This window comes from Streptomyces sp. Y1 (assembly GCF_041053115.1).
Taxonomy (GTDB): Bacteria; Actinomycetota; Actinomycetes; order Streptomycetales; family Streptomycetaceae; genus Kitasatospora; species Kitasatospora rubellomurina.
On the sequence record NZ_CP163445.1, the window covers coordinates 3,770,016 to 3,790,163 of the forward strand.

At 70.0% G+C, this 20,148-nt stretch carries 27 protein-coding genes; 8 read left to right on the forward strand and 19 right to left on the reverse strand.

Annotation, left to right across the window (positions count from 1 at the left end):
- Nucleotides 1-6: 6 nt before the first annotated feature.
- Entirely contained in the window at nt 7-669 is a 663-nt protein-coding gene (locus AB2U05_RS15890; RefSeq protein ID WP_369183531.1) for a DUF6304 family protein, read from the forward strand.
- A gap of 15 nt (nt 670-684) precedes the next feature.
- On the opposite strand, the gene AB2U05_RS15895 is transcribed toward AB2U05_RS15890, so the two are convergent.
- The 4 genes from AB2U05_RS15895 to AB2U05_RS15910 form a co-directional block, all read right to left on the reverse strand.
- Nucleotides 685-1,047: a hypothetical protein gene (locus AB2U05_RS15895; protein WP_369183532.1), complete on the reverse strand. Its 363-nt coding sequence runs from the start codon at nt 1,045-1,047 to the stop codon at nt 685-687.
- A 108-nt stretch (nt 1,048-1,155) separates the two neighbouring features.
- The gene (locus AB2U05_RS15900) at nt 1,156-1,926 is read right to left on the reverse strand and encodes a MerR family transcriptional regulator (protein ID WP_045708917.1); all 771 of its coding nucleotides are present in this window, start codon (nt 1,924-1,926) and stop codon (nt 1,156-1,158) included.
- 22 nt (nt 1,927-1,948) lie between these two features.
- Nucleotides 1,949-2,782: an alpha/beta fold hydrolase gene (locus tag AB2U05_RS15905; protein WP_369183533.1), complete on the reverse strand. Its 834-nt coding sequence runs from the start codon at nt 2,780-2,782 to the stop codon at nt 1,949-1,951.
- A 59-nt stretch (nt 2,783-2,841) separates the two neighbouring features.
- A complete protein-coding gene (locus tag AB2U05_RS15910) occupies nt 2,842-2,964 on the reverse strand; it encodes a hypothetical protein (RefSeq protein ID WP_369183534.1) in 123 nt (40 codons plus the stop codon).
- 257 nt (nt 2,965-3,221) lie between these two features.
- On the opposite strand from AB2U05_RS15910, the gene AB2U05_RS15915 reads away from it, so the two are divergent.
- Complete coding sequence (locus AB2U05_RS15915) at nt 3,222-3,887, forward strand: DUF4097 family beta strand repeat-containing protein (RefSeq protein ID WP_369183535.1); 666 nt, start codon at nt 3,222-3,224, stop codon at nt 3,885-3,887.
- A 40-nt stretch (nt 3,888-3,927) separates the two neighbouring features.
- On the forward strand, nt 3,928-4,998 hold the full coding sequence (locus tag AB2U05_RS15920; RefSeq protein ID WP_045708919.1) for a serine hydrolase: 1,071 nt from the start codon (nt 3,928-3,930) through the stop codon (nt 4,996-4,998).
- A 39-nt stretch (nt 4,999-5,037) separates the two neighbouring features.
- On the opposite strand, the gene AB2U05_RS15925 is transcribed toward AB2U05_RS15920, so the two are convergent.
- Nucleotides 5,038-5,547, reverse strand: a complete 510-nt coding sequence (locus AB2U05_RS15925; RefSeq protein ID WP_369183536.1) for an N-acetyltransferase family protein — start codon at nt 5,545-5,547, stop codon at nt 5,038-5,040.
- A 104-nt stretch (nt 5,548-5,651) separates the two neighbouring features.
- Between AB2U05_RS15925 and AB2U05_RS15930 the strand changes: the two genes are divergently transcribed.
- On the forward strand, nt 5,652-6,134 hold the full coding sequence (locus AB2U05_RS15930) for a hypothetical protein (RefSeq protein ID WP_369183537.1): 483 nt from the start codon (nt 5,652-5,654) through the stop codon (nt 6,132-6,134).
- Nucleotides 6,135-6,139: 5 nt separating this feature from the next.
- Here the strand turns inward: AB2U05_RS15930 and AB2U05_RS15935 are convergent, their stop codons facing one another.
- The 9 genes from AB2U05_RS15935 to AB2U05_RS15975 form a co-directional block, all read right to left on the reverse strand.
- On the reverse strand, nt 6,140-7,264 hold the full coding sequence (locus tag AB2U05_RS15935) for a methyltransferase domain-containing protein (RefSeq protein ID WP_369183538.1): 1,125 nt from the start codon (nt 7,262-7,264) through the stop codon (nt 6,140-6,142).
- Nucleotides 7,261-8,235 carry an ATP-grasp ribosomal peptide maturase gene (tgmB, locus tag AB2U05_RS15940; protein WP_369183539.1) on the reverse strand — a complete coding sequence of 325 codons (975 nt, stop codon included), beginning with the start codon at nt 8,233-8,235 and terminating at the stop codon, nt 7,261-7,263. Before tgmB ends, AB2U05_RS15935 begins: the two co-directional genes overlap by 4 nt.
- Before the next feature lies 1 nt (nt 8,236).
- Nucleotides 8,237-8,575: a hypothetical protein gene (locus AB2U05_RS15945; RefSeq protein WP_369183540.1), complete on the reverse strand. Its 339-nt coding sequence runs from the start codon at nt 8,573-8,575 to the stop codon at nt 8,237-8,239.
- Between the two features lie 162 nt (nt 8,576-8,737).
- On the reverse strand, nt 8,738-9,343 hold the full coding sequence (locus AB2U05_RS15950; protein WP_045708923.1) for a DUF5753 domain-containing protein: 606 nt from the start codon (nt 9,341-9,343) through the stop codon (nt 8,738-8,740).
- A gap of 39 nt (nt 9,344-9,382) precedes the next feature.
- Nucleotides 9,383-10,198, reverse strand: a complete 816-nt coding sequence (locus AB2U05_RS15955; protein ID WP_045708924.1) for a helix-turn-helix transcriptional regulator — start codon at nt 10,196-10,198, stop codon at nt 9,383-9,385.
- Nucleotides 10,195-10,722, reverse strand: a complete 528-nt coding sequence (locus AB2U05_RS15960; protein WP_045708925.1) for a DUF6879 family protein — start codon at nt 10,720-10,722, stop codon at nt 10,195-10,197. The genes AB2U05_RS15955 and AB2U05_RS15960 overlap by 4 nt, the downstream gene beginning before the upstream one ends.
- Nucleotides 10,706-10,897, reverse strand: coding sequence for a hypothetical protein (locus AB2U05_RS15965; protein WP_369183541.1), 192 nt, complete (start codon nt 10,895-10,897; stop codon nt 10,706-10,708). The genes AB2U05_RS15960 and AB2U05_RS15965 overlap by 17 nt, the downstream gene beginning before the upstream one ends.
- A gap of 162 nt (nt 10,898-11,059) precedes the next feature.
- Nucleotides 11,060-11,260, reverse strand: coding sequence for a DUF397 domain-containing protein (locus AB2U05_RS15970; RefSeq protein ID WP_045708927.1), 201 nt, complete (start codon nt 11,258-11,260; stop codon nt 11,060-11,062).
- 9 nt (nt 11,261-11,269) lie between these two features.
- Nucleotides 11,270-12,112, reverse strand: a complete 843-nt coding sequence (locus tag AB2U05_RS15975; RefSeq protein ID WP_369183542.1) for a helix-turn-helix domain-containing protein — start codon at nt 12,110-12,112, stop codon at nt 11,270-11,272.
- A 268-nt stretch (nt 12,113-12,380) separates the two neighbouring features.
- On the opposite strand from AB2U05_RS15975, the gene AB2U05_RS15980 reads away from it, so the two are divergent.
- The 3 genes from AB2U05_RS15980 to AB2U05_RS15990 are packed head-to-tail and all read left to right on the forward strand — an operon-like array spanning nt 12,381 to nt 13,119.
- Nucleotides 12,381-12,743: an ATP-binding protein gene (locus AB2U05_RS15980; RefSeq protein ID WP_369183543.1), complete on the forward strand. Its 363-nt coding sequence runs from the start codon at nt 12,381-12,383 to the stop codon at nt 12,741-12,743.
- Entirely contained in the window at nt 12,740-12,997 is a 258-nt protein-coding gene (locus AB2U05_RS15985) for a hypothetical protein (RefSeq protein ID WP_045708930.1), read from the forward strand. Before AB2U05_RS15980 ends, AB2U05_RS15985 begins: the two co-directional genes overlap by 4 nt.
- Nucleotides 12,994-13,119: a hypothetical protein gene (locus AB2U05_RS15990; RefSeq protein ID WP_369183544.1), complete on the forward strand. Its 126-nt coding sequence runs from the start codon at nt 12,994-12,996 to the stop codon at nt 13,117-13,119. The genes AB2U05_RS15985 and AB2U05_RS15990 overlap by 4 nt, the downstream gene beginning before the upstream one ends.
- A 63-nt stretch (nt 13,120-13,182) precedes the next feature.
- On the opposite strand, the gene AB2U05_RS15995 is transcribed toward AB2U05_RS15990, so the two are convergent.
- The 5 genes from AB2U05_RS15995 to hisC form a co-directional block, all read right to left on the reverse strand.
- On the reverse strand, nt 13,183-13,800 hold the full coding sequence (locus AB2U05_RS15995) for a DUF5666 domain-containing protein (protein WP_369183545.1): 618 nt from the start codon (nt 13,798-13,800) through the stop codon (nt 13,183-13,185).
- Nucleotides 13,801-13,831: 31 nt separating this feature from the next.
- Nucleotides 13,832-15,049: an ABC transporter permease gene (locus tag AB2U05_RS16000; protein WP_369183546.1), complete on the reverse strand. Its 1,218-nt coding sequence runs from the start codon at nt 15,047-15,049 to the stop codon at nt 13,832-13,834.
- The gene (locus AB2U05_RS16005; RefSeq protein ID WP_045696977.1) at nt 15,046-15,849 is read right to left on the reverse strand and encodes an ABC transporter ATP-binding protein; all 804 of its coding nucleotides are present in this window, start codon (nt 15,847-15,849) and stop codon (nt 15,046-15,048) included. The genes AB2U05_RS16000 and AB2U05_RS16005 overlap by 4 nt, the downstream gene beginning before the upstream one ends.
- 2 nt (nt 15,850-15,851) lie before the next feature.
- Nucleotides 15,852-17,246, reverse strand: coding sequence for an efflux RND transporter periplasmic adaptor subunit (locus tag AB2U05_RS16010; protein WP_369183547.1), 1,395 nt, complete (start codon nt 17,244-17,246; stop codon nt 15,852-15,854).
- A 293-nt stretch (nt 17,247-17,539) separates the two neighbouring features.
- A complete protein-coding gene (gene hisC / locus AB2U05_RS16015; protein WP_045708933.1) occupies nt 17,540-18,625 on the reverse strand; it encodes a histidinol-phosphate transaminase in 1,086 nt (361 codons plus the stop codon).
- A 348-nt stretch (nt 18,626-18,973) separates the two neighbouring features.
- On the opposite strand from hisC, the gene AB2U05_RS16020 reads away from it, so the two are divergent.
- Nucleotides 18,974-20,131: a LacI family DNA-binding transcriptional regulator gene (locus AB2U05_RS16020; RefSeq protein WP_078859964.1), complete on the forward strand. Its 1,158-nt coding sequence runs from the start codon at nt 18,974-18,976 to the stop codon at nt 20,129-20,131.
- The last annotated feature ends 17 nt before the right edge of the window (nt 20,132-20,148 follow it).

Genomic DNA, 20,148 nt, shown 5'->3' on the forward strand with positions numbered 1-20,148 from the left:
TGGGCGATGATCCCGCAGTCATTCCCCGGCAGCTTCACCGACGACCAGGGCACGGAGAAGCTCACCTGGCGGTTCGTACCGGCGGCCACCAGGTGGGGGCCGAGCTACGAGGTCCGCGCCACGATCCGCGGCGCCGACGTCCGAGGGTCGGACTTCGACGTCCTGAAGCCGGTCGACGGGCACGCCGCCGCCGCGGCCGGGCTCCGGCTCGACGCTTACGGCCACCTGGAGACCTGCGTCCTCTCCGGCGACCTCCCCTGCACCGTGGAGCGCCCCGGAGGTCACCCGCTGTCGACGATCCGGTTCACCCTCGACCTGCGCGAGGACGCGTCGGCGCCGTCCGAAACCCCGCTCCGGCTGTCGATCGCGATCGGGGGGAAGACCGTCGAGACGGAGGCCGAGGACTTCGAGAACGGCCTGCTCGAACTGGCGGCCGCCCTGCCGGACGGCCTGCGGCTGCGCAGCTGCGTCACCTGCCTCCTCTCCGACTACTCGCCGGCCGGGAAGGGCCTCATGGGAATCCGCTGCCACCGCGGTGCCAGGGAGCAGTACCTCGCGGTCACGCGCAAGGCCGAGTACTGGCCGGTACCGCTGACGGAGCTCGTCCCGGAGACGTACCTGTGCGGGGAGTTCGAGCCGCGCGTCCCCGGAACCGGCTACCGGGGCTGACGCTCCCGGCGGCCCTCAGCGCCTGCGCACGATCACCGCGACGGCGGCCAGCGGCAGCGCGGAGAGCCCCTGGAGGACGGCGTACCAGGCGGGGCAGAGCCCGGGGACGAGGTCCACGCCGATGATGGCGATCGGCATGACGGTGGCCAGGGTCCGGAGCCGGTCGGTGGAGCGGCCCTCTAGGCGGTGGAGGTACGGGGCGGCCGCGAGGAAGAGGGCGGCGCGGATCCACATGAACGGCGTGGTCCCGTGGCCGAGGGCCGCCAGCACGGCGACCGTCCCGAGCACGATGGCGCTGATCGCACCGAACAGGACGGTGCACTTCTTCACGGTGGCCCGGGCGTCGAAGCGGGTGCTCGCGGTCGCGGTCGTCGGCATGGTCGTTCTCCTCGGTCTCGTGCTGACGACAACAACGCTACGGAGCAGGGGAGATGGACGACACGGGTCCAGCCCCACACCCGGGGTGGGTCCAGCCCCACACCTCGCTCACGGCGCCTCGACCCCGGCGGCCCGCAGCTTCTCCTGGATGAGCGCGGTGAGCCTGGTCCACCCCGGCCGGGCGTCCTCGCCGTGGTGGGTGAGGAGTTCCTGCCGCGTGGTCCCGTCCTCGCGGCTCTGCAGGCCGTCGAGGGTGGGGAGGAGGCTCGGGTCGGCGATGAAGTGGGCCGCGACCTCCTCCGCGAGGGGTTCGATGCGCGGGTCGTCGGCGGCCCAGTTGCCCGCGCTCCAGGTGAGTTTGACCATCGCGACGTGCCGGGGGTCGTCGAGGCCGTGCTCGATCTGGGCGAGGTAGTCGTCGAACCCCTCCGGCATGAGCGCGCGGACCAGGACGAGCCCTTCGCCCGCCGTGGTGATGTCCTCGGCGGAGAAGCCGAGTCCGGGCATCCGGTCGAGGATGGCGCGGGCCCGGGGCGGCAGCAGCACCCGGGTGCCGTCCGCGAGTTGGCGCAGGGTCTCGCGTCGGGCGACGAGTTCCTCGATCTTCGCCGTCAGGCCCTGCTCGACGTCGACGAGGGAGGCGGCGAAGTGCTCGGGGTCGCCGTCGAGGATGGGCCGGATCCCGGCGAGCGGGACTCCGGCGCCGGCGAGGGTGCGGACCTGGACGAGCCGGAGCAGGTCGGCGGAGCCGTAGCGCCGGTAGCCGGAGGTGTCGCGGCGGGGCTCGTCGACCAGGCCGTTGTTCTGGTAGTGCCGGATGGTCTTCACGGTGACGCCGACGAACGCCGCGGCCTGGCTGATGGTGACTCCGTCTGTCATTCCGTCAGTTGATATCACCGCCCTAACGCCCGGCAACCTCGGGCCCGGCGACCTCGCGCACGGCGGCCGCGATCGCCCGGAAGTCCTTGCGCACGATGGTGGTGTGCTTGCTGCCGACCGTCGAGCTGACCCGCACGTTCGAGTTGCGGGCGAGGATCGGGTCGAGGGTGGCGCGCATCGCGGCCAGCCCCTCCTCGGTGCCACCGAGGCTGGCGCCGGTGGCGACGACGAACCGCATCGGGAAGGTGACCAGGTCGAAGACCGGCTCGCTCTCGGCGACGATCTCGTTGAGCTCGATGTTGATCTCGGCGTGCGCGTCGGCGCTCATCCGGGCCGCCATGCCCAGCGGGCGGACCAGCGGCATGATCCAGCCGAACTGCCGGAACATCTTCCGGATCTGCTCCTTGCCCGCCTCCCGGCCGCCCTCGACGGTGGCGAGGTAGTCCCACGGGTAGCCGCCGTCGACCATGACGGCTCCGGCGAGCCGGCCCGGGTTCCGGGTGGACCAGTGCAGCGCGAGCGCCGCGCCGTAGGACCAGCCGACGATGATCGGGTTCTCGGCACCGGTGGCGGCGAGGACGGCGTCGATGTCGCGCAGGCACGCCTCGAAGGAGTAGTCCGCCGAGCGCTTCGACTTGCCGCGGGCCCGCTCGTCGAAGGTGATGTGCCGGTAGCCGGGCCCGAGTTCGGCGATGACGTGCCGCCAGTTCTTCCGGGTGGCGTACGAGCCGTTGAGGTAGACCACGGGCCGCCCGGTGCCGCCGGTGTCGGTGACGGCCAGCTCCGTGTCCTCGACGCGGATCATGGTGGTGGGAACGGTCTTCTTCTGGGCCGCGTTCGCGGCGGTGTTCTTCATGCCCTCAGCGTGCGGGTTGACCTTGGGTCAAGGTCAACCCCGGCTTCCGGAACGGTTCTTCAGGCGGCCTGGGCGAGCTCACGGACGACGTCGGCGACGGCGAGCGAGTCCTTGCGCAGGATCTTGGTGTGGTTGCTGGCGACCCTGGCGCCGACCTGGATGTTCTCCTTGCTCGCGAGCACCTGGTCCCGTGCACACGCGCACACGTGCGCGCGAGGGGCAGCGGCGCGTTCAGCTACAACCCATTGCAACGAAAAGCCCGCCTCGTTGCGTTAGGCTTCACCATCACCGCAACGATTTCCATGCCCTGACCTGCGGCTATTGAATTTTGATGCATCATCACTGTTGCCCGACCCGCGAACGCAACGTAGCTTTTCCCCTGTCAGAAACGACGGGCCGAACGAAAGAAGCCCGCCGAACACCACAGGGAGAACCCACCATGCGCACCTTCGCCACCACCGCCCCGATCGCCGCCGTCATCGACGTCCCCTCCGCCCACATCCGGTTCATCGCCGCCGACCGCGCCGACACCACCGTCGAGGTCCGCCCCGCGAACGCCGCCAAGTCCCCCGACGTGAAGGCCGCCGAGCAGCTGCAGGTCGGCTACGACAACGGCGTCCTGCGGATCGAGGCCCCCGCCGCGAACAACAGCCTGCTGGGCAACGCGGGCACCACCGAGATCACCGTCCAGCTGCCGGCCGGCTCGACCGTCGAGGGCAAGGCCGCCGACGCCGAGCTCCGGGGCGTCGGGCGCCTGGGCGACGTCTCCTTCGAGGCCGCCCGCGCCACCGTCAAGCTCGACGAGAGCGGTTCCACCCGCCTCACCCTCCAGGCCGGTGACGTCACCCTCGGCCGCCTGACCGGCCCCGCCCAGCTCACCACCCAGCAGGGCGACCTCACCGTCACCGAGGCCGCCCAGGGCCCGATCGTCCTGCACACCGAGTCCGGCAACATCACCGTCACCACCGCCCACGGCGTCTCCGCGACCCTCGACGCCGGCACCGCCTACGGCCGCGTCTCCAACGCGCTGGTGAACACCGGCACCGCCGCCGTGGCCATCCGCGCCACCACCTCCTACGGCGACATCACCGCCCGCAGCCTCTGAACACCAACCCCCTGCCACTACCCCGGAAGAAGGAACGACCATGAGTGAGCGCCCCGAACTGCAGAAGGCCGTCCAGGAGTTCGTCGACGCCGGCTTCGCCGGTATGCAGATGCGGGTGAACGACGAGCGGGGCGAGTGGGTCGGCAGCGCCGGCGTGCGCAAGCTGGGCGAGAGCGCCGAGCCGTCGACGGACGGACGGTTCTGGGTGGGCAGCTCCACCAAGACCTTCGTCGCGGCCCTGGTGCTGCAGCTGGTGGCGGACGGCGCCATCGGGCTGGACACCCAAGTGGCCGACCACCTGCCCGAGTTCGAGTTGGACGAGCGGATCACCGTACGGATGCTGCTGCAGCACACCAGCGGGCTGTACAGCTACACCGGCGAGCTCGAAGCCGATGGCACGTTCGTGCCGGGGCTGCCCGGGACCGGCAAGCCGTGGGTGGACAACCGACTCCACGACTACCGGCCGGAGGAACTCGTACGGTTCGCCCTGTCGAAGCCCGCGCGCTTCGAGCCGGGGACCGACCAGAGCTACTCCAACACCAACTACACGCTGGCCGTGCTGCTGATCGAGAAGGTCGGCGGACGCCCGTACGCCGAGGAGATGGAGCGGCGGATCCTGCGGCCGCTCGGGCTGCGGGACACCGTGGTGCCGGGAAGCTCGCCGGAGCTCCCCGAGCCGCACGCCCACGGCTACTACCGCTACCAGGACGGCGACGAGTGGAAGGTCGTCGACGTCACCCGGCAGAACCTCTCGATCCTCGTCGGCGCCGGGGACCTGATCTCGACCACCCGCGACCTGCACACGTTCTTCTCCGCGCTGCTGGGCGGCAGGCTCCTGCCCGCCCCGCTGCTGGCCGAGATGCTCGAACCGCACGGAGCGCTCAACTACGGCCTCGGCCTGTTCGTCCAGGAACTGGACCCGGAGACCGGCGCCACCGTCGTCCACCACAACGGCGGCGCCCCCGGCGGCTACGGCGCCCTGATGATCAGCACCCCGGACGGCAGCAGGACCCTGACCGCCGGCCTGACGACGGGCGACTCCGAGAAGGACCCGGCCCAGGAGTTCCCGAAGGCCTTCGACCGCCTCATCAAGGCCGTGTTCTGCGGGTGAAGCGCAGGAAGTCGGCCGGTCCGACTTCCTGCGCACGGATCAGGCGAGCGTGCGCTGCATCAGCACGGTGTCGACCCAGCGCTCGTGCTTGAACCCGACCGCCGCCAGCCGGCCCGCCTCGGCGAAGCCGAAGCGCCGGTGCAGCGCGGCGGAGGCGTCGACCCCGGAGTCGGCGATGACGGCGATCACCTGCCGCACGTCGGTCTCGGCGCAGGCCGCCAGGAGCGCCTCCAGCAGCGCGCCACCCAGCCCCCGCCCGGTGTGGGCGGGGGAGAGATAGATCGAGTTCTCGACCGTGTGCCGGTAGGCGGGCTTGGCCTTCCAGGGGGCCACGTACGCGTAGCCCGCGACCTCACCGCCCAGCTCGGCGACCACGAACGGCAGCCCTCGGGCAGCGAGATCGTCGAGCCGCTGCTGCCAGAACGACAGCTCTGGAGGCTGCTCGTCGAAGGTGACGACGGTGTGGCGGACGTAGTGGGCGTAGATCCCGGCAACGGCCTCCAGATCGGCGGCGACCACCGGGCGGATCACTGGCTCCATGGCTGTCATGCCAGTCGAGTGTAGGGGGGAGGGAATCGCCGGAGCCCGCTATATTGAACGCGTTCAAATGCATGCGAGGGGGGAGCGTCATGCGAAACCGCGTTGTTCTTCTGGTGGCACTGTCGGGACTCGCCGTGGTCGGCCTCGGCCTGGCGGCGGTGATCTGGTCGGCACTGTCATCGTCGTCCGACTGCCGGGATCCACGGCAGGACTGCGAGAACTCCGAGACCGACCTCCCGCTCGCCGAAGCACTCCAGCACTTCTCGCTCGACGTCCCGTGTGGGACGAAGGACCTGCGCTACGCCTACTCCGTCGCCTGGAACGACGGCTTCCAGACGCTCGGACTGCGCACAACGACGACCGCCGAATGCCTGGACACGTTCATCGCCCAGATCGCACCGTCCACAACACGTCTGCTCAAGCCCAGCGACCCCGGATTCCCGACCGGCACCTACCCGAACGGCCCGTACGGCCCTGTACGGCCTGATCACGCCTACCGCGTCATCACGGCCCATCGCCCCACCCGGGACGTGACGATCCTCGTCGACACGAGCGCGTCGGCTCCCGTCGTCGACGCCTTCATCACAGGAGCCTGAGGAATTCAGAACTCCCAACGGTCCGATGTGCCGTCCGGGGCGGTGTACCGCACGAACTGCCCCTCCGGCCGGGCCTCGACCGTGAACCACTCCCGGCGGGGCCGGTTCCGAGCGAGCCAGGTCCGATGAGCCGCCTCGACGGTCTGCCAGAGGTCGCGGGGGCCGGCGAGCGCGACGGTGGACGAGCCGTCGAGGTGGTCCTGCAACCGGGCCGCCGAGCCATCGGCGGGGTCGTAGAGGTTTCCGCCGTCGCGGACGAGCCGCGGCCCCAGGTGAAGGCCCGCCCAGAAGGCGAATCCGGGATCGTCCAGCACCCGGGCACCGATCTCGGTCATCCGCTGGCGACTCGCCTCCGGCTCCGGCACCTGCGGGCAGGTGCCTTCGCCGGACCGCAGGGGCATGAAGGCGGCCGGGCGGTGGAGGAACCGCCCGGCCGCACGCCCGGCCGCCAGCTTGGTCAACCGGGCCACCGCACCGCCCATCGGAGCGACGATGAGACCACCCGGAGCGCACTGGTCGAGCCAGGCCTGGGGGAGTCGGCGAACGGAGCAGGTGGCGATGATCCGGTCGTACGGCGCACCGCTCGGGTGTCCGGCGGCTCCGTCCGCCCGGACGACGGTCGGCTCGAAGCCGGCCTGGTGCAGCCGACTGCGGGCCGCGGCCACCAGCTGGTCGGTGCGGTCGACCGTGGTGACGCCGACCGCTCCCGCGAGGTGGCAGAGCAGGGCGGCGTTGTAGCCCGTCCCGGTCCCGATCTCCAACACCCGGTCCCCGGGCCGGACATCGAGCGCGTCGAGCATGTCGGCCATCAGGCTCGGCAGCGTGGACGAGGAGGTCGCCACCCCGCGCTGCCCATGGGTTCCGGCGTCCTCCGCGTGCACGCCATCCACCTCGGTGACGAGCACCTGGTCCGCGTACACCTCCCGGAGCCAGCCCTCATCCGCCGCACGCCAAGACCGGTGAAGCCCGCCCTCCTCCCGGTAGAACACCGGCACGAACGGATGCCGGGGCACGTTCAGGAACGCCTCGACCACCCGAGAGGACAATACGGTGCTCCCCCGGTCGACCTCCGAGGCCAAGGCGACCCGCGCGCGCAGGAGTTGGGCTTCGTCGAAGAGGGCGCTCGTCATGCCGGCCCAGCTCCTTCCAGGTAGTCACAGATGGCAGCAGTGATGGGCAGCCCGGTTGCCTGCTCGATGAACCCGTACTGCCCGTTGGGGTTCACCTCAAGGAACGTCCAGTCACCCGAGGGGGAGACGACGAAGTCGAACGCGCCGTAGGGGAGGGCGAGTCGGTCGAGCATGCGGCGGATCGCAGTTGCCACGGCGGCCGGCGGCTCGCAGACCCGGTAGGTCAGGCTGTCGTAGTCGCTGCGCCAATCGACCTTTGCTTCCACCGAGTTCGCGTGGATCTCGGCAGCGAACAGCTGTCCGTCGACGGCGGTGAGCCGCACCTCGTGGGCCTTGGGCACCCATTCCTGGAACAGGTGCGCCGTGGTAGAGATCGACGGATCACCGGTGTCGTCAGCGGTCAGGACACTCGCGTAGACGGCGACCGAGCGACCGTCCAGCGTCCCGCGAATCGGTGTGAAGGGCTTGTACACCACGGAAGTTCCGACGCTCTCCGTGAACCTCCGCGCCGCTTCCGGGCTGTTGGTGATCAGCGTTCGTGGGACTCGCAGCCCTGACTCGGCTGCCACACGGAGCTGGAACGGCTTGTACTCCGCGTCGGCCGCACGACCGGGCGGTGGCAGCCAGCGGCACGGCAGCGCCGACAGCAGGCCGCCGAACCCACGCCGCGCTTCGGCGGAGGCCACACTCCGGGCCTCCGCCGACATGGCTTCCGGGAACTCCGGTGCGGTCGGTCGACGGTAGTAGACCGACCGCACGGCCGAAAGGTCCAGCGAGCGTCGGTCCGTGGCCAGTGTCCCGCCCCAACCGGCCGCCTCGTCGAGGCTGGCCACCAGGGCCAGCCTCGACGGGAACCACGCCGTGTCCGCCCGGAAGACGGGGGTGCCGCGCCGATTCAGCTCCTCGATCACGAGATCGGCGGTGGGATCGAACGCCCCCGTGAGCACGAGGACGGCATCGGCGGTCGCCATCTCAGTCGTTGCTGCTTCCCGGGTCGTCCGGCGCGTCCATCTGCCCGGTGGGCTCCGTCGGGCCGTAGGTCTTGGGCGGGGTGCTGGTCATGTAGACGCCGGGCGGGAGCCCCTCGTAGGTGCAGGTCTGCGTCTCGTCGTCGTAGTCGATGTCGGCGGGCAGGATGCCCCCGGCCCCGGTGACCGGCACCAGGAACCGGAAGGCGAACGGGCTCCCCGGCCCGCGCTCGCCGTCCAGTTCGGGCAGGGGCGTCGCCCCGGCCGCGCCCATGGACAGTCGAGACTCCACCCGGTCGAAGGCCGGAACGGCCTTCGACCGGGTCAGAACGGTGGTGGACATGTGTACCTCCGTGATGGTTCGCCACATCGAATCGCAGGCCGAGTACGGCCTGACCGATCGGGCGAGGACCAACGTAGAGGGAGCCAGGGAGTGTTAGGAGCCGATTTCCTGTTCCCTCAAAACTCCGCTTCGTGAGCTGTAGCCCCGTCACGCTTTCCGGAGCTACCCCGTCCATTCCGTCAGCTTGATTCGAGCGTCTTCACCCCAGAGCGAATACCCCTCGAAGGTTCGGAAGTCATTCAGATATTCCTGAATATCATCGGGGTCGCGAAAGACCAGTGCGCCGGTGGTGACTTCCACGGTGGCCAGGGTTTCGTCGTAGACCGTGAAAACGTTCAGCGGCGCCCTCGGCAGATGACCTTCCATCGGAATGACACCGAGCCGTACGTTCGGCATGCGGGACACCGAAGCCAGATGGTCGAGCTGGGCCGCCATGTCGCCTGCCGGCAGGAGCGGCCAGCGGCAGGCCTGCTCGGTAAGGACGAAGGTGAAGTGCTTGGCCGTGTCGCGAAGAACAGCCTGTCGCTCCAGCTTCTTGGCGATGATCTTCGAGTGGTCGCCCGCGAACGAGGCAACGCTTGCCCTCACGTACGCGGGCGTCGCGAGCAAGCCCGTGATCATGGTCGGCAGGAAGTAGCGGAACTCCGTGGAGTCCCGCTCAAGGGCCGCCAGCTCCACCTGCTTCCTGTCCAGACCCTTTCGGCGCACGGCCTTGCCGTCCTGCCATTCCGCGCTCGTCGCACGTGTCGAGTCAGGCCCATGATTCATGCAGCCCCCCTGAAGTCAATGGCACAATTGGATTTCCTACTACCGCAAGAAGTCATCCCGAATGACCTCGATCGTGCGGCGCATATCGTCACCGGAGAGAGCAGAAGCCGCGAATCCTTCGAACTTTCGGACGTAAAGTTCAACATCACGAGGATCAGTGACGGAAACCTCGGCATGGACGGTTTCGACCGTCACCATGCGGCCGTCCCGGATGACGAAGGAGTGCGACGGCACGTCCGACTGCCGGGCCGCCAGCGGTACGACCCGGATATCGACATGGGGAAGTCGAGAGACGGAGAGGATTCGGTCGAGCTGCCCCGCCATCATGGCGTCCGGCACGAGACGCCAACGAAGGACGGGTTCGATGATGACGAACTGAAACGTCTTGCTCGTGTCATAGAGAGATTGTTGCCTTGCGATCCGCGCCGCAACGGTCCGGTCCAACTGCTCCGCTCCGATTCCCTTTCGCCCGAATACGGCTCGAATGTATTCGGGCGTCTGAAGCATTCCGGGCACAAGCGAAGGCTGGAAGACCCGGACTACGTTCGTGGCGTCATCCAGGGCTTTGATCTGCTGCTGCTTCCGGTGGTACCCGAGGCGTCGAATCAGGCGCCAGGCCGTTGTCTCCGTGGCCTCGGCCCGCGCAGCCGCCATGTACTCGGCCTTGACCTCGTCGGAGACGCCAATGGCTGTGAGGATGCGTTCCACGTCAACGACGGTGGGTGACACCTTGCCGGTCTCGATCTTGCTCAACTTGCTCGGAGACATGACAGCGCCACGGGCCACGGCCTTGGCTTCCTTCCCAGAAGCCTGCCGAAGTTCCCGCAGCGCTGCCCCGAGCTGTGTCCTGTTCACTCGCCGTGCTCGGCCCACCATTCCGCGAACGGGACGGCGTTCGCCATCGCGAGGTCACGGTAGGCCTTGAATTCGGCGATCCGGCTGCCGGTGTGGAATTTGGAGCCGAGGTATTTCCCCTGGCCGTCATAGCTCATCTCGGCGGCGGTCGCGTCGTCGAAGAGCCAGAAATCCGGGGCAGCCTGAACGGGGTTGGCCCGGCCGGTGGTGTCGAGGATGAAGAACTCCTCACCGGCCGCCATGTTCCGCTGGTACGCCCAGCCAAGCTCGAACCGGAGGTAGTCCGTGAGCGGGCGGGAAAGGACGTGCACCCGGTACATGCGCTTGCCGGCCCGGGCAGCGTCGCCCACGGTCGTGACCCAGCCGGAGGTCTTGAAGCCCTCCGGCTGTTCCTGCCCCGCGAGGAAGGCGTGATAGGCGTCCACACCGCCGGACTGGCTGTAGTCGTCGAGCGTTTCCAGCCGGAACGCCTCCCGCTCGAACTCCGAGAACCAGTCTCCGAGGGTCCTAGATGAGGTTGTCACGGATGGCCTTTCGGATGAGTTCGACAGGAACCTCGACCAGCTTCTCGTGAGCCGGAAGCTGAAGGTCGTGCTCGGTCAAGTACTCACCCTGGACGGCGAGGGTGCCCCGGTCCGTCAGGTAGAGCGTCGGGCATTCGCCTTCGTCGCAGGAACCCACAAGCTGCGTCAGCTTCACGATGTCTCCTCGCTCGCTCGGTCTCCCGACGATGCTCCCGAGTCGAACCGGGCGGAGGCAAGAGGCACGTGTTTCCGATACTGGAAACCGGCCCAACTTCGAACATCCACCCGAAGGTTCGGCGGCCCCTTGCAAGGAGCAAGGGGCCGCCGGAACAGTTCGCTAGGCGCTGGTGGTCAGGTGGTCGAACTCGCCGGCCCGCGCGCCTTGGAGCAGTGCAGCGAACGTGAGTGGAGCCATGCGGACGACGACCTCGCCCTCGTCGGACTCGCGAAGTTCGAGCACACCAGCGATGGCCCGGACCTCAACACACGCGTTGCTGGAACCTGAGTAACTGGACTTCTGCCAAGCGGGGCTACCCATGATTGCCCTCTACTCCTTCTTGATGGATCGAATGAAGTCTCGTGATTCGTCCTCCGCGAGCGCTACAGATGCCATCCTGCCGAGGATCTCGCGATAACTTGCCAGGTCAGCGGGTGCATCAAAGAGCGGGCACCCGAAGCTGATGTCGATCTGCACAGTGTCCAGTTCAGGCACCGGGCCATCGATGTAGACGAAGTTCTCGCTGGGGCCGGGCAGCGATTCGATCTTGAACGGCACAACTCGCACCGAGATGCCTGAGCTTTCGGAGTGATCGATGAGGGCGCCGAGCTGATCGGCAAGCGCCTCCGGTCCACTGAACTGCATGCGGAGGGCGGCTTCGTGGATGAACGCCGTGTATGGCGTGGCACCACCCTGAACGATCTGCTGCCGCTGCAATCGGAAGGCCAACCGGAGATCGATCTCGGATCGTGGCAACGGTGGAACCGCACGTGCGAAGACCGAAGCGGCGTAAGCGGGGGTCTGCAGAAGACCAGGCAGGAAGGTGATCGAGTAGGTCGAGACCCGCTCAGCATGTGCTTCGATCGCTGCCACGTCGAGCAGGTCGGCAGGTAGGCGCTCCCGGTACTCCTCCCACCAGCCCGTCTCCCGCTCCCGGGCCATGCCGACGAGAGCATCGATCAAGGGTTCGTTGCCACACATGCAGGCTGTCGCGATCTCGCGCAGGCGCTCCTCGCTGACTGCCGATTTTCCGTTCTCCATCTGGGTCACCAGGGCAGGCGTCACCCCGAGCAGCCGGGCGAGGTGGCTGCCTCCGAAGCCGGCTTGCTCTCGCATCCTCCGCAGTTCGGCACCCAGACGGCGCTGACGGAGGGTTGGGGTTCGAAGGGCCATGGCGTCCTCTCTACAGGTACGTAACCCAGTGTGCCGTGCTCACCGGCGTCCCACTTGAGGGGGAACCTTCCCCGAAGCGAATTAACTTTAAGGGCCGGTGCGCTATCGTCATTGTCAGATCGATCCAACGGATCGTCAGTAATGCCTGTTCACAGGGCAGTAGGCGCCTGATGCCCTCACGCGCACCGCAGAGCAACCGGCATCTCGGCCTGGCTCACGGTGACGATCCTTCTCCCCCTCTCCACGTCACTTCCTTCCGGAGGTTTCCGTGCGTACCCTCAACTCCCCCTCCCTCGCCCTCTCCCGGCAGTCCCTGCGTACCGGGCTGACTAGGGCCGGGTGGGACTCCGGGTCCATCATCAGCGCCGAACTCGCGCTCGCCGAGCTGATCGTCAACGCGTGGCGGCACGCCGCGACCGTCTCCCCCGTGGTCTTCTTCTCGCTCGTGGACAGGACCCTCCGGGTCGATGTCTCGGACGAGAGCCCGATCCTCCCCACCCGGCGCGCGCTGCGCGACCTCGCCGAGTCCGGGCGGGGGCTCCACCTCGTGCAGGGCCTCACCCGGGCCTGGGGTGTCGACCCGCAGGAGCGCGGCAAGTCGGTCTGGTTCACGCTGGACTGCGCCGCGTGAGCCGCCGGCCCATCACCCCCGACGACCCCCGCATGCACGACTACACCCCCGACCACATCACCGTCCTTCTCCGGGAGTTGCGCAAGCGCGGCACCCCCCACGGCCTCCTCTGGGGCTCCGCCACCCCGTCCGACACCACCATCGACGGCCGCGTCCTCGTCGACTTCGGGCACTCGCCCGTGAGCACCCTCCTCAACCTCCTCCACCTCCTCCGCGACCTCGACCGGGACCAGCCGTGGGAGCAGCCCCGGTGAACTTCTTCGTCGGCGCGATCCTCGTCGCGCTGCTCGCCCTCGCGATCGCCACCGTCGTCCTCGGGGTCATCGCCACGCTGAAGATGCCTCCCAAGCCGGAAAACGGAGACGAGCAGCGCTGAGAACACGCGAAGGCCCTCGCCCGTCCCAGGGCGAGGGCCTCGCGGGCGTCCGTCGGCTCCGGGTCAGCCGCCGGACGGGTTCCGGTTGCCTCCTCCGAAGCCACCGCCTCCGAAGCCGCCGCCGAAGCCGCCCGTCGCGGCGCCTTCGACGAGCTGGCTGGCGGTGTAGCCACCGTTGGCGTCGGGGGTGCCGACGACGGTCACGCTCTGGCCGGGCAGCAGGTCCGCGACCTTGCCGTCCTTGTTGAGCTGGACCTTCGTCGCGTCGCCGGTGGTGACCTTGATGGTGTTGCCGTTCGAATCGGTGAGGTACACGGTCGAGCCGTCCACCGCCTTGACGGTGCCGCGCGCGAACCCGGGCTGGGAACCGCCCTGGCCCTGGCCCTGGCCCTGGCCCTGACCCTGGCCCTGCCCGCCGCGCCGCCCGCCGCCCTGGCCGTAGCCGCCTGCCGCCGGGCCGGCGGCAGGGGCAGCAGCCCGAGCGGAGGACTTCCCGCCCGACCCGCCCTGCCCCTGCTGGTACCAGACCCCGCCCGCGAACGCCCCGGTGGCGATCACGCCGCCCGCCAGCACCAGGCTCAGCCACGGCAGCTTCCGGCGCGGCGGCGCCGCCAGCTCCGCGCTCACGTCCCGGGCGTCCGGCGGCGTGGCGAGGAGTGCGACCTGATCATCGTGATTCATCGAGCTCATCGAACTCATCGAGACAGTGCTCCTACTCGTGCCGGAGGGCGTCGATCGGCCGCAGCGAGGCGGCCCGGTTGGCGGGGTAGCTGCCGAAGAACAGCCCGATGGCGACGGCGATCCCGAACGCACCGAGCACCGATTCGGGGATCACCACCGGCTTGATGCCGACGATGCTGAAGTGCGAGCCGGCGATCCCGGCCGCCACGCCCAGCCCCGCGCCGATCACCGACAGCAGCGTCGACTCGGTGAGGAACTGCCCGAGGATCACCGCCCGGGGCGCACCCAGCGCCTTGCGGATGCCGATCTCACGCGTCCGCTCCGTCACCGTCACCAGCATGATGTTGGTGATCCCGATCCCGCCGACCAGCAGCGAGATCGCCGCGACCGCGCCCAGCAGCACGGTGAACGTCTTCGTCGTGCTCTCCCGGGCCGTCAGCAGCGACGCCTGGTTGGTGATCCGGAAGTCCGCCTTGGCCGGGTCGGCGATCGCGTGCGTCCCGAGCAGCACCCGGGTGATCTCGGACTGCGCCGCCGTCGTCGTGTCCGCCGACGAGGCCTGCACCAGGATCTGGTTGACCGCCCCGAAGCCGGTGAACGCGTTCTGCACGGTCGGCAGCGGCGCGATCACCACGTCGTCGGGGTCGGTGAACCCGCTGCCGCCCTTGGCCTGGAGCACGCCCACCACCGTGAACGGAGTCCCGCCGAGCACGATCTTCTTCCCGACCGGGTCCTCGGCGTCGAACAGCTGCTTGGCCGTCGTCGCGCCGAGCACCGCGACCTTGCGCGAGCCGAGCACGTCGTCGTCGGTGAAGTAGTCGCCGTGCGCGACCTTCTGGTTGGCGGTCTCGAAGTACGCCGGGTACGTCCCGACGACCGACCCGGGGCTGTACGAGATGTTCCCGTACAGCGCCGTCGCGCTCGTCGTCACCACGGGCGCCACCGACCGGATCGCCGCCGAGTCGCCGTCGCTCGCCAGCGCCTTCGCATCGGCCACGGTCAGCTTCTTCACCGAGCCCGAGGCCACCGAACGCGCGCCGCCGAAGGCCGAACCGGCACTGACCGTCAGCGAGTTGGTCCCGAGCGAGGTGATCGAGTCCTTCACCGCCTGGGACGAGCCGTTGCCCACCGCCAGCAGCAGGATCACCGAGGCCACACCGATCAGCACCCCCAGCATGGTGAGCGCCGAGCGCACCTTGTTGGCGATCAGGCCGCCGGCCGCGAAGCGGAGCGTCTGCCAGAGGATCACGCCATCACCCCCGCCGGGGACAGGACGGGCGGGGGCCCGTCCACCGGCGCCTGCCGGACGTCGCTCACGATCTGCCCGTCGACCAGCCGCAGCACCCGCTTGGCGTGCCGCGCGACCTCGTCCTCGTGGGTGATCAGCACGACCGTACGGCCGGTGGCGTTGAGCCCGTCGATCAGGGCCAGCACCTCCTCCGTGGAGCGGCTGTCCAGGTTCCCGGTCGGCTCGTCGGCGAGCAGCAGCGCGGGCGCCGTGACCAGCGCGCGGGCCACCGCGACGCGCTGCTGCTGGCCGCCGGAGAGCTGGTTGGGCTTGTGCCCGGCGCGCTCGCCGAGCCCGACCAGCGACAGCGCGGCCATCGCCCGCCGCCGGCGCTCGGCGGCGCGCACGCCCGCGTAGGCGAGCGGCAGTTCGACCTGGGCGAGGGCGGTGGTGCGGGGCACCAGGTTGAAGGACTGGAAGACGAAGCCGATCTTGCGGTTGCGGACCAGCGAGAGCTGCTGCTCGTCGAGGTGGCCGACGTCGATGCCGTCCAGCAGGTAGCGGCCGGAGGTCGGGACGTCCAGGCAGCCGAGGATGTTCATCAGGGTGGACTTGCCGGAGCCCGAACTGCCCATCACCGCGACGTAGTCGCCCTGCTCGATGTCCAGGCTGACACCCTCCGGCTCGTCGGTCCCGGGCCGGGACGGGCCGCGCAGGGCGTGCACGGTGGCGTCGCCGTGCCCGTACGACTTGGTGAGCCGGCTGATCCGGATCACCGGCACGGGGTGCGCGGGGACGCGCTTGTCGATGACGTGACGCATGCTCAGCCCTTGCCGCCCCGGCCGGAGCCACCGGCGCCGCCACCGCCGGAGCCGCCCGGGATGCCCACGGCACCGCCGTTGCCGCCCCGACCGCCCTGGCCGCCACCGAAGCCCGGGAAGGAGGCGTTCGGGAAGCCGTTGCCGCCGCTGGTGCTGGGGAGTTCGACCTTGTCGCCCTCCTTGAGCCCGGAGACGACCTGCACGGTGCTGTCGCCCTCGACGCCGACCCCGACGGTGACCCGCTCGGTGCTGCCGTCCGGGTGGACCACGGTCGCGGTCCGGCTGGCGCCCGTCCCGGACAGCGCCGAGGTCGGCAGCGAGAGCGCGTTGTCCGCCTCGCCGGTGATCACCTGGACGGTCGCGCTGAGGCCGGTGCGCAGCGTGCCGGTGTCGCCGCCGATCTGCAGCGTGGCCGCGTACTGGACGGCGGAGCCGCCCGCCGCGCCGCCGCCCGAGCCGCCGGACGGCAGCGAACTGACGGACAGGACGGTCGCGTTGAGCTTGGTGTCGGACTGCGCGTTCAGGGTGACGGAGGCCGCCTCGCCCTTCTTCAGCTTGAGCGAGTCCAGTTCGGAGAAGTTGGCGGTGACCTGCATCCCGGTCGGGTTGGTCAGCACGATGAAGCCGCTGGGCGAGCCGGAAACCGCGCTCGCACCGGCCGACTTGGACGAGGAGGACGACGCGGCCGAGGAGCCGGAGCCGGTGGCCCCGACCGTGTCCCCGACCTTCGCCGAGACCGAGGCGACCGTGCCGTCCGTGGTCGCGGTCAGGGTGGTGCCGGCCAGCGCGTTCTGGGCGTTGGTGAGGTTGGTCTGCGCGGTGGCGACCTGCTGCTGGGCCTGCGCGACGGCCGCGTCGTCGACCTTGGTGGTGGTGATGGTGGTGGTCTGCGGGGCGGGCGCGCTGCTCCCGCCCGCCCCGCGACCGCCCCCGCCCGCGGCCGCACCCGAGGGTGCCGGCGACGCGGCGGAGGCCTGGGGCAGCGGCTCGGTGGTCGTCGTGGTGACCCCGGCCTGCGCCTTGGTGAGGTTGGCGTTGGCCGTGGTGAGGGCCGCCTGGGCGGCGTCCACCTGCTGCTGGGCCGCCGTGGTGTCGACGGTCGCCAGCACCTGCCCCTTCTTGACCGCGTCACCCACCGCGACCTTGACGGCCGTGAGCCGACCGCCGGTGGCGAAGTCCTGGGCCGCGTCGCTGGGCGAGACCAGGGTGCCGGTTCCGGAGACGGTGGCCAGGACCGTCCCCTTGGAGACGGTCGCGGTCCGGGGCGCGGACTTGGCCGCGGCCGTCCCACCGCTGCCGTTGACCGCCGTGTACGCGAGGACGGCGCCGCCCAGCAGGGCCACGCCGAGCGCGGAGTTGACGAGGACGGCGCCTCGCCGCCGTGGGAGCACCTTCATGGCGGACAGCTTCGCCGGGTGCTCTTGCACGGTCCTGGGCGCCGGCTGGGAGAAGTCTGACCGACAGGATCCGGGCATTCCGCCCGAACCACCTCCGTCGCGCGGGCGCCTTGGCCGGGGCCTGGGCAGCCCTTGGCCGAACTCCCAGGCTCCTCCCAGCGATCCCCGCCCATCCGGGAGCACATCCTCATCCGCCCGCCGGCAGAAGCCCGGCCCCGGCCCGCCCGAACACGCCGCAGGGGCGCACCCCCAACGGAGCGCGCCCCTGCGGAACGGAAAGCAGCCAGCAGGCCTCAGCCGCTGATCTCCTTGCGGAACGCCTCCGCCACCGACAGGAAGATCGAGTTGCCCTCGGCCTCCCCGATCGACACCCGCACGCCCTCCGGGAACGGCCGGACGATCACGCCGGCCTCGCCGCACCGCGCCGCGAAGTCCGCCGAGTGCTCGCCGAGCCCGAGCCACACGAAGTTGGCCTGCGAGTCCGGGATCTCCCAGCCCTGCGCCCGCAGCCCGGCGACGACCCGGCCGCGCTCCTCGACCAGCGCCTCGACGCGCTCCAGCAGCGCCTCCTCGCTGCGCAGCGAGGCGACGGCGGCGTTCTGCGCGAGCTGGGTGACGCCGAACGGCACCGCGGTCTTGCGCAGCGCGGCGGCCACCGGCTCGTGCGCGACGGCGAAGCCGACCCGCAGGCCCGCGAGGCCGTACGCCTTCGAGAAGGTGCGCAGCACGCACACGTTCGGACGGTCCCGGTACAGGTCGATGCCGTTGGGCACCTCGGCGTCCCGGATGAACTCGATGTACGCCTCGTCGATGACGACCAGGACGTCGCCGGGGACGGCGTCCAGGAAGCGCTCCAGCTCGGCGCGGTGGATCACGTTGCCGGTCGGGTTGTTGGGGTTGCAGACGAAGACCAGCCGGGTCTTCTCGTTGATCGCCGCGAGCATCGCGTCGAGGTCGTGGTCGCCACCGGCCGTCAGCGGCACCATGACCGGCGTCGCGCCGGCGACCTGGGTGATGATCGGGTAGGCCTCGAAGGAGCGCCAGGCGAAGATCACCTCGTCGCCCGGGCCGGCGGTGGCGAGGATGAGCGACTGCGCGACGCCGACCGAGCCGGTGCCGGTGGCGATGTGCTCGACGGGCACGCCGAAGCGCTCGGACAGCACCCGCGCCAGCTCGCTCACGCCCATGTCGGGGTAGCGGTTGAAGGAGCCGGCCGCCGCGACGGCCGCCTCGAGCACGCCGGGGAGCGGCTCGTACGGGTTCTCGTTCGAGGACAGCTTGTAGGCGTCGGCGCCGGCGGGCTTGCCGGGCTTGTAGGTGGGGATGCCGTCGAGGGTCGGCCGCAGCCGCGGGCCCTGCGCTGACGTACCACTGCTCACGGTCGTACTCCTTCGTGTCTCTCCGGTCGCGTCATTCGTTCCGCCCGCCGTGGCACGGTCGGGGTCGCCGCTGTGCCGCGGGCTCCGGAACACGCTCCGGACCACCCCGGTCGGGTGCTTTGCACGATACCGACCGCCCTCACCCGTAGGAGTGAGATGCCCGGTCGGCTTACAGGTGCAGATCAGCCATTCTGCCCGGTTCCTTCGGCACATGTCAGAGGTAAGAGCCCTGGTTGTGGGCGGGTATCGAAGGGGCGCACCCCGGCTCACTAGCGGAGAAACGTATCTTCGAGTGCCCCCGATGCGCCGGTCACAGACCCTTGTCAGGAGCCATACGATCGGTCCGCCATGACAGCAGCAGCCAACCAGAGCGGTCGGCGTCCCACCACCTCACGGCGTCTGGAGCGGGCCGGCATCCGGGATGTGGCAGCAGCCGCCGGAGTGTCGATCACCACCGTCTCCGATGCGCTGAACGGAAAGGGCCGCCTGCCCGACGAGACCCGCAGCCGGGTGCGCGAGGTCGCCGAGCGCCTCGGCTACCGCCCCTCGGCGGCCGCCCGCACCCTGCGCACCGGGCGGTCCGGCCTGATCGGGCTGACCGTCACGACCTACGGCGAAGAGCCCTTCACCTTCACCGAGTTCGCGTACTTCGCCGAGATGGCCCGGGCCGCCACCAGCGCCGCCCTGGGCCGCGGCTACGCGCTGGTGGTGCTGCCCGCCTCCTCCCGGCACGACGTCTGGGGCAACATCGCCCTGGACGGCACGGTCGTGATCGACCCGCCCGACCAGGACCCGCTGGTCAGCGAGCTGTACCGGTCCGGCGTCCCGGTGGTGAGCGACGGCAAGCCGGGCAACTGCCCGGTCACCGCCTGGGTCGACAACGACCACGAGGCCGCCGTGCTCGGCATCCTGGACCACCTCTCCGAGGCCGGCGCCCGCCGGATCGGCCTGCTCACCGGCACCAGCACCGACACCTACACCCGGCTCTCCACCGAGGCCTACCTGGGCTGGTGCGCCAAGGTCGGCCAGGAGCCGGTGTACGAGGCGTACCCGGCGCACGACCCGGCCGCGGGCGCCGTCGCCGCCGACCGGCTGCTCGCCCGCCCCGACCGGCCGGACGCCGTCTACGGCCTGTTCGACCCCAACGGCACCGACCTGCTGGCCGCCGCCCGCCGCTACGGCCTGCGGGTGCCGGACGACCTGCTGCTGGTCTGCTGCAGCGAGAGCGACGTCTACGCGGCCACCGAACCGCCGATCACCACGCTCTCGTTGAAGCCGCGCCGGATCGGCACCACCGTCGTCAACCTGCTCATCGACGCGATCGAGGGCGTCGACTCGGGCACCGGCGTGGACATCGCCCGGCTCTTCCCGCCGCGCTTCCGCACCGCCGGGACCGGCCCGCCGCCGGGCACCCTGATGCCCACCGAACTGATCGTCCGCGCGTCCTCCCAGCGCCGGAGTCCGCGCACCACCGTCAGCCCTCCCCGGCCCCCCGGCGAGGTCTAGACCATAACGAGTCGGGA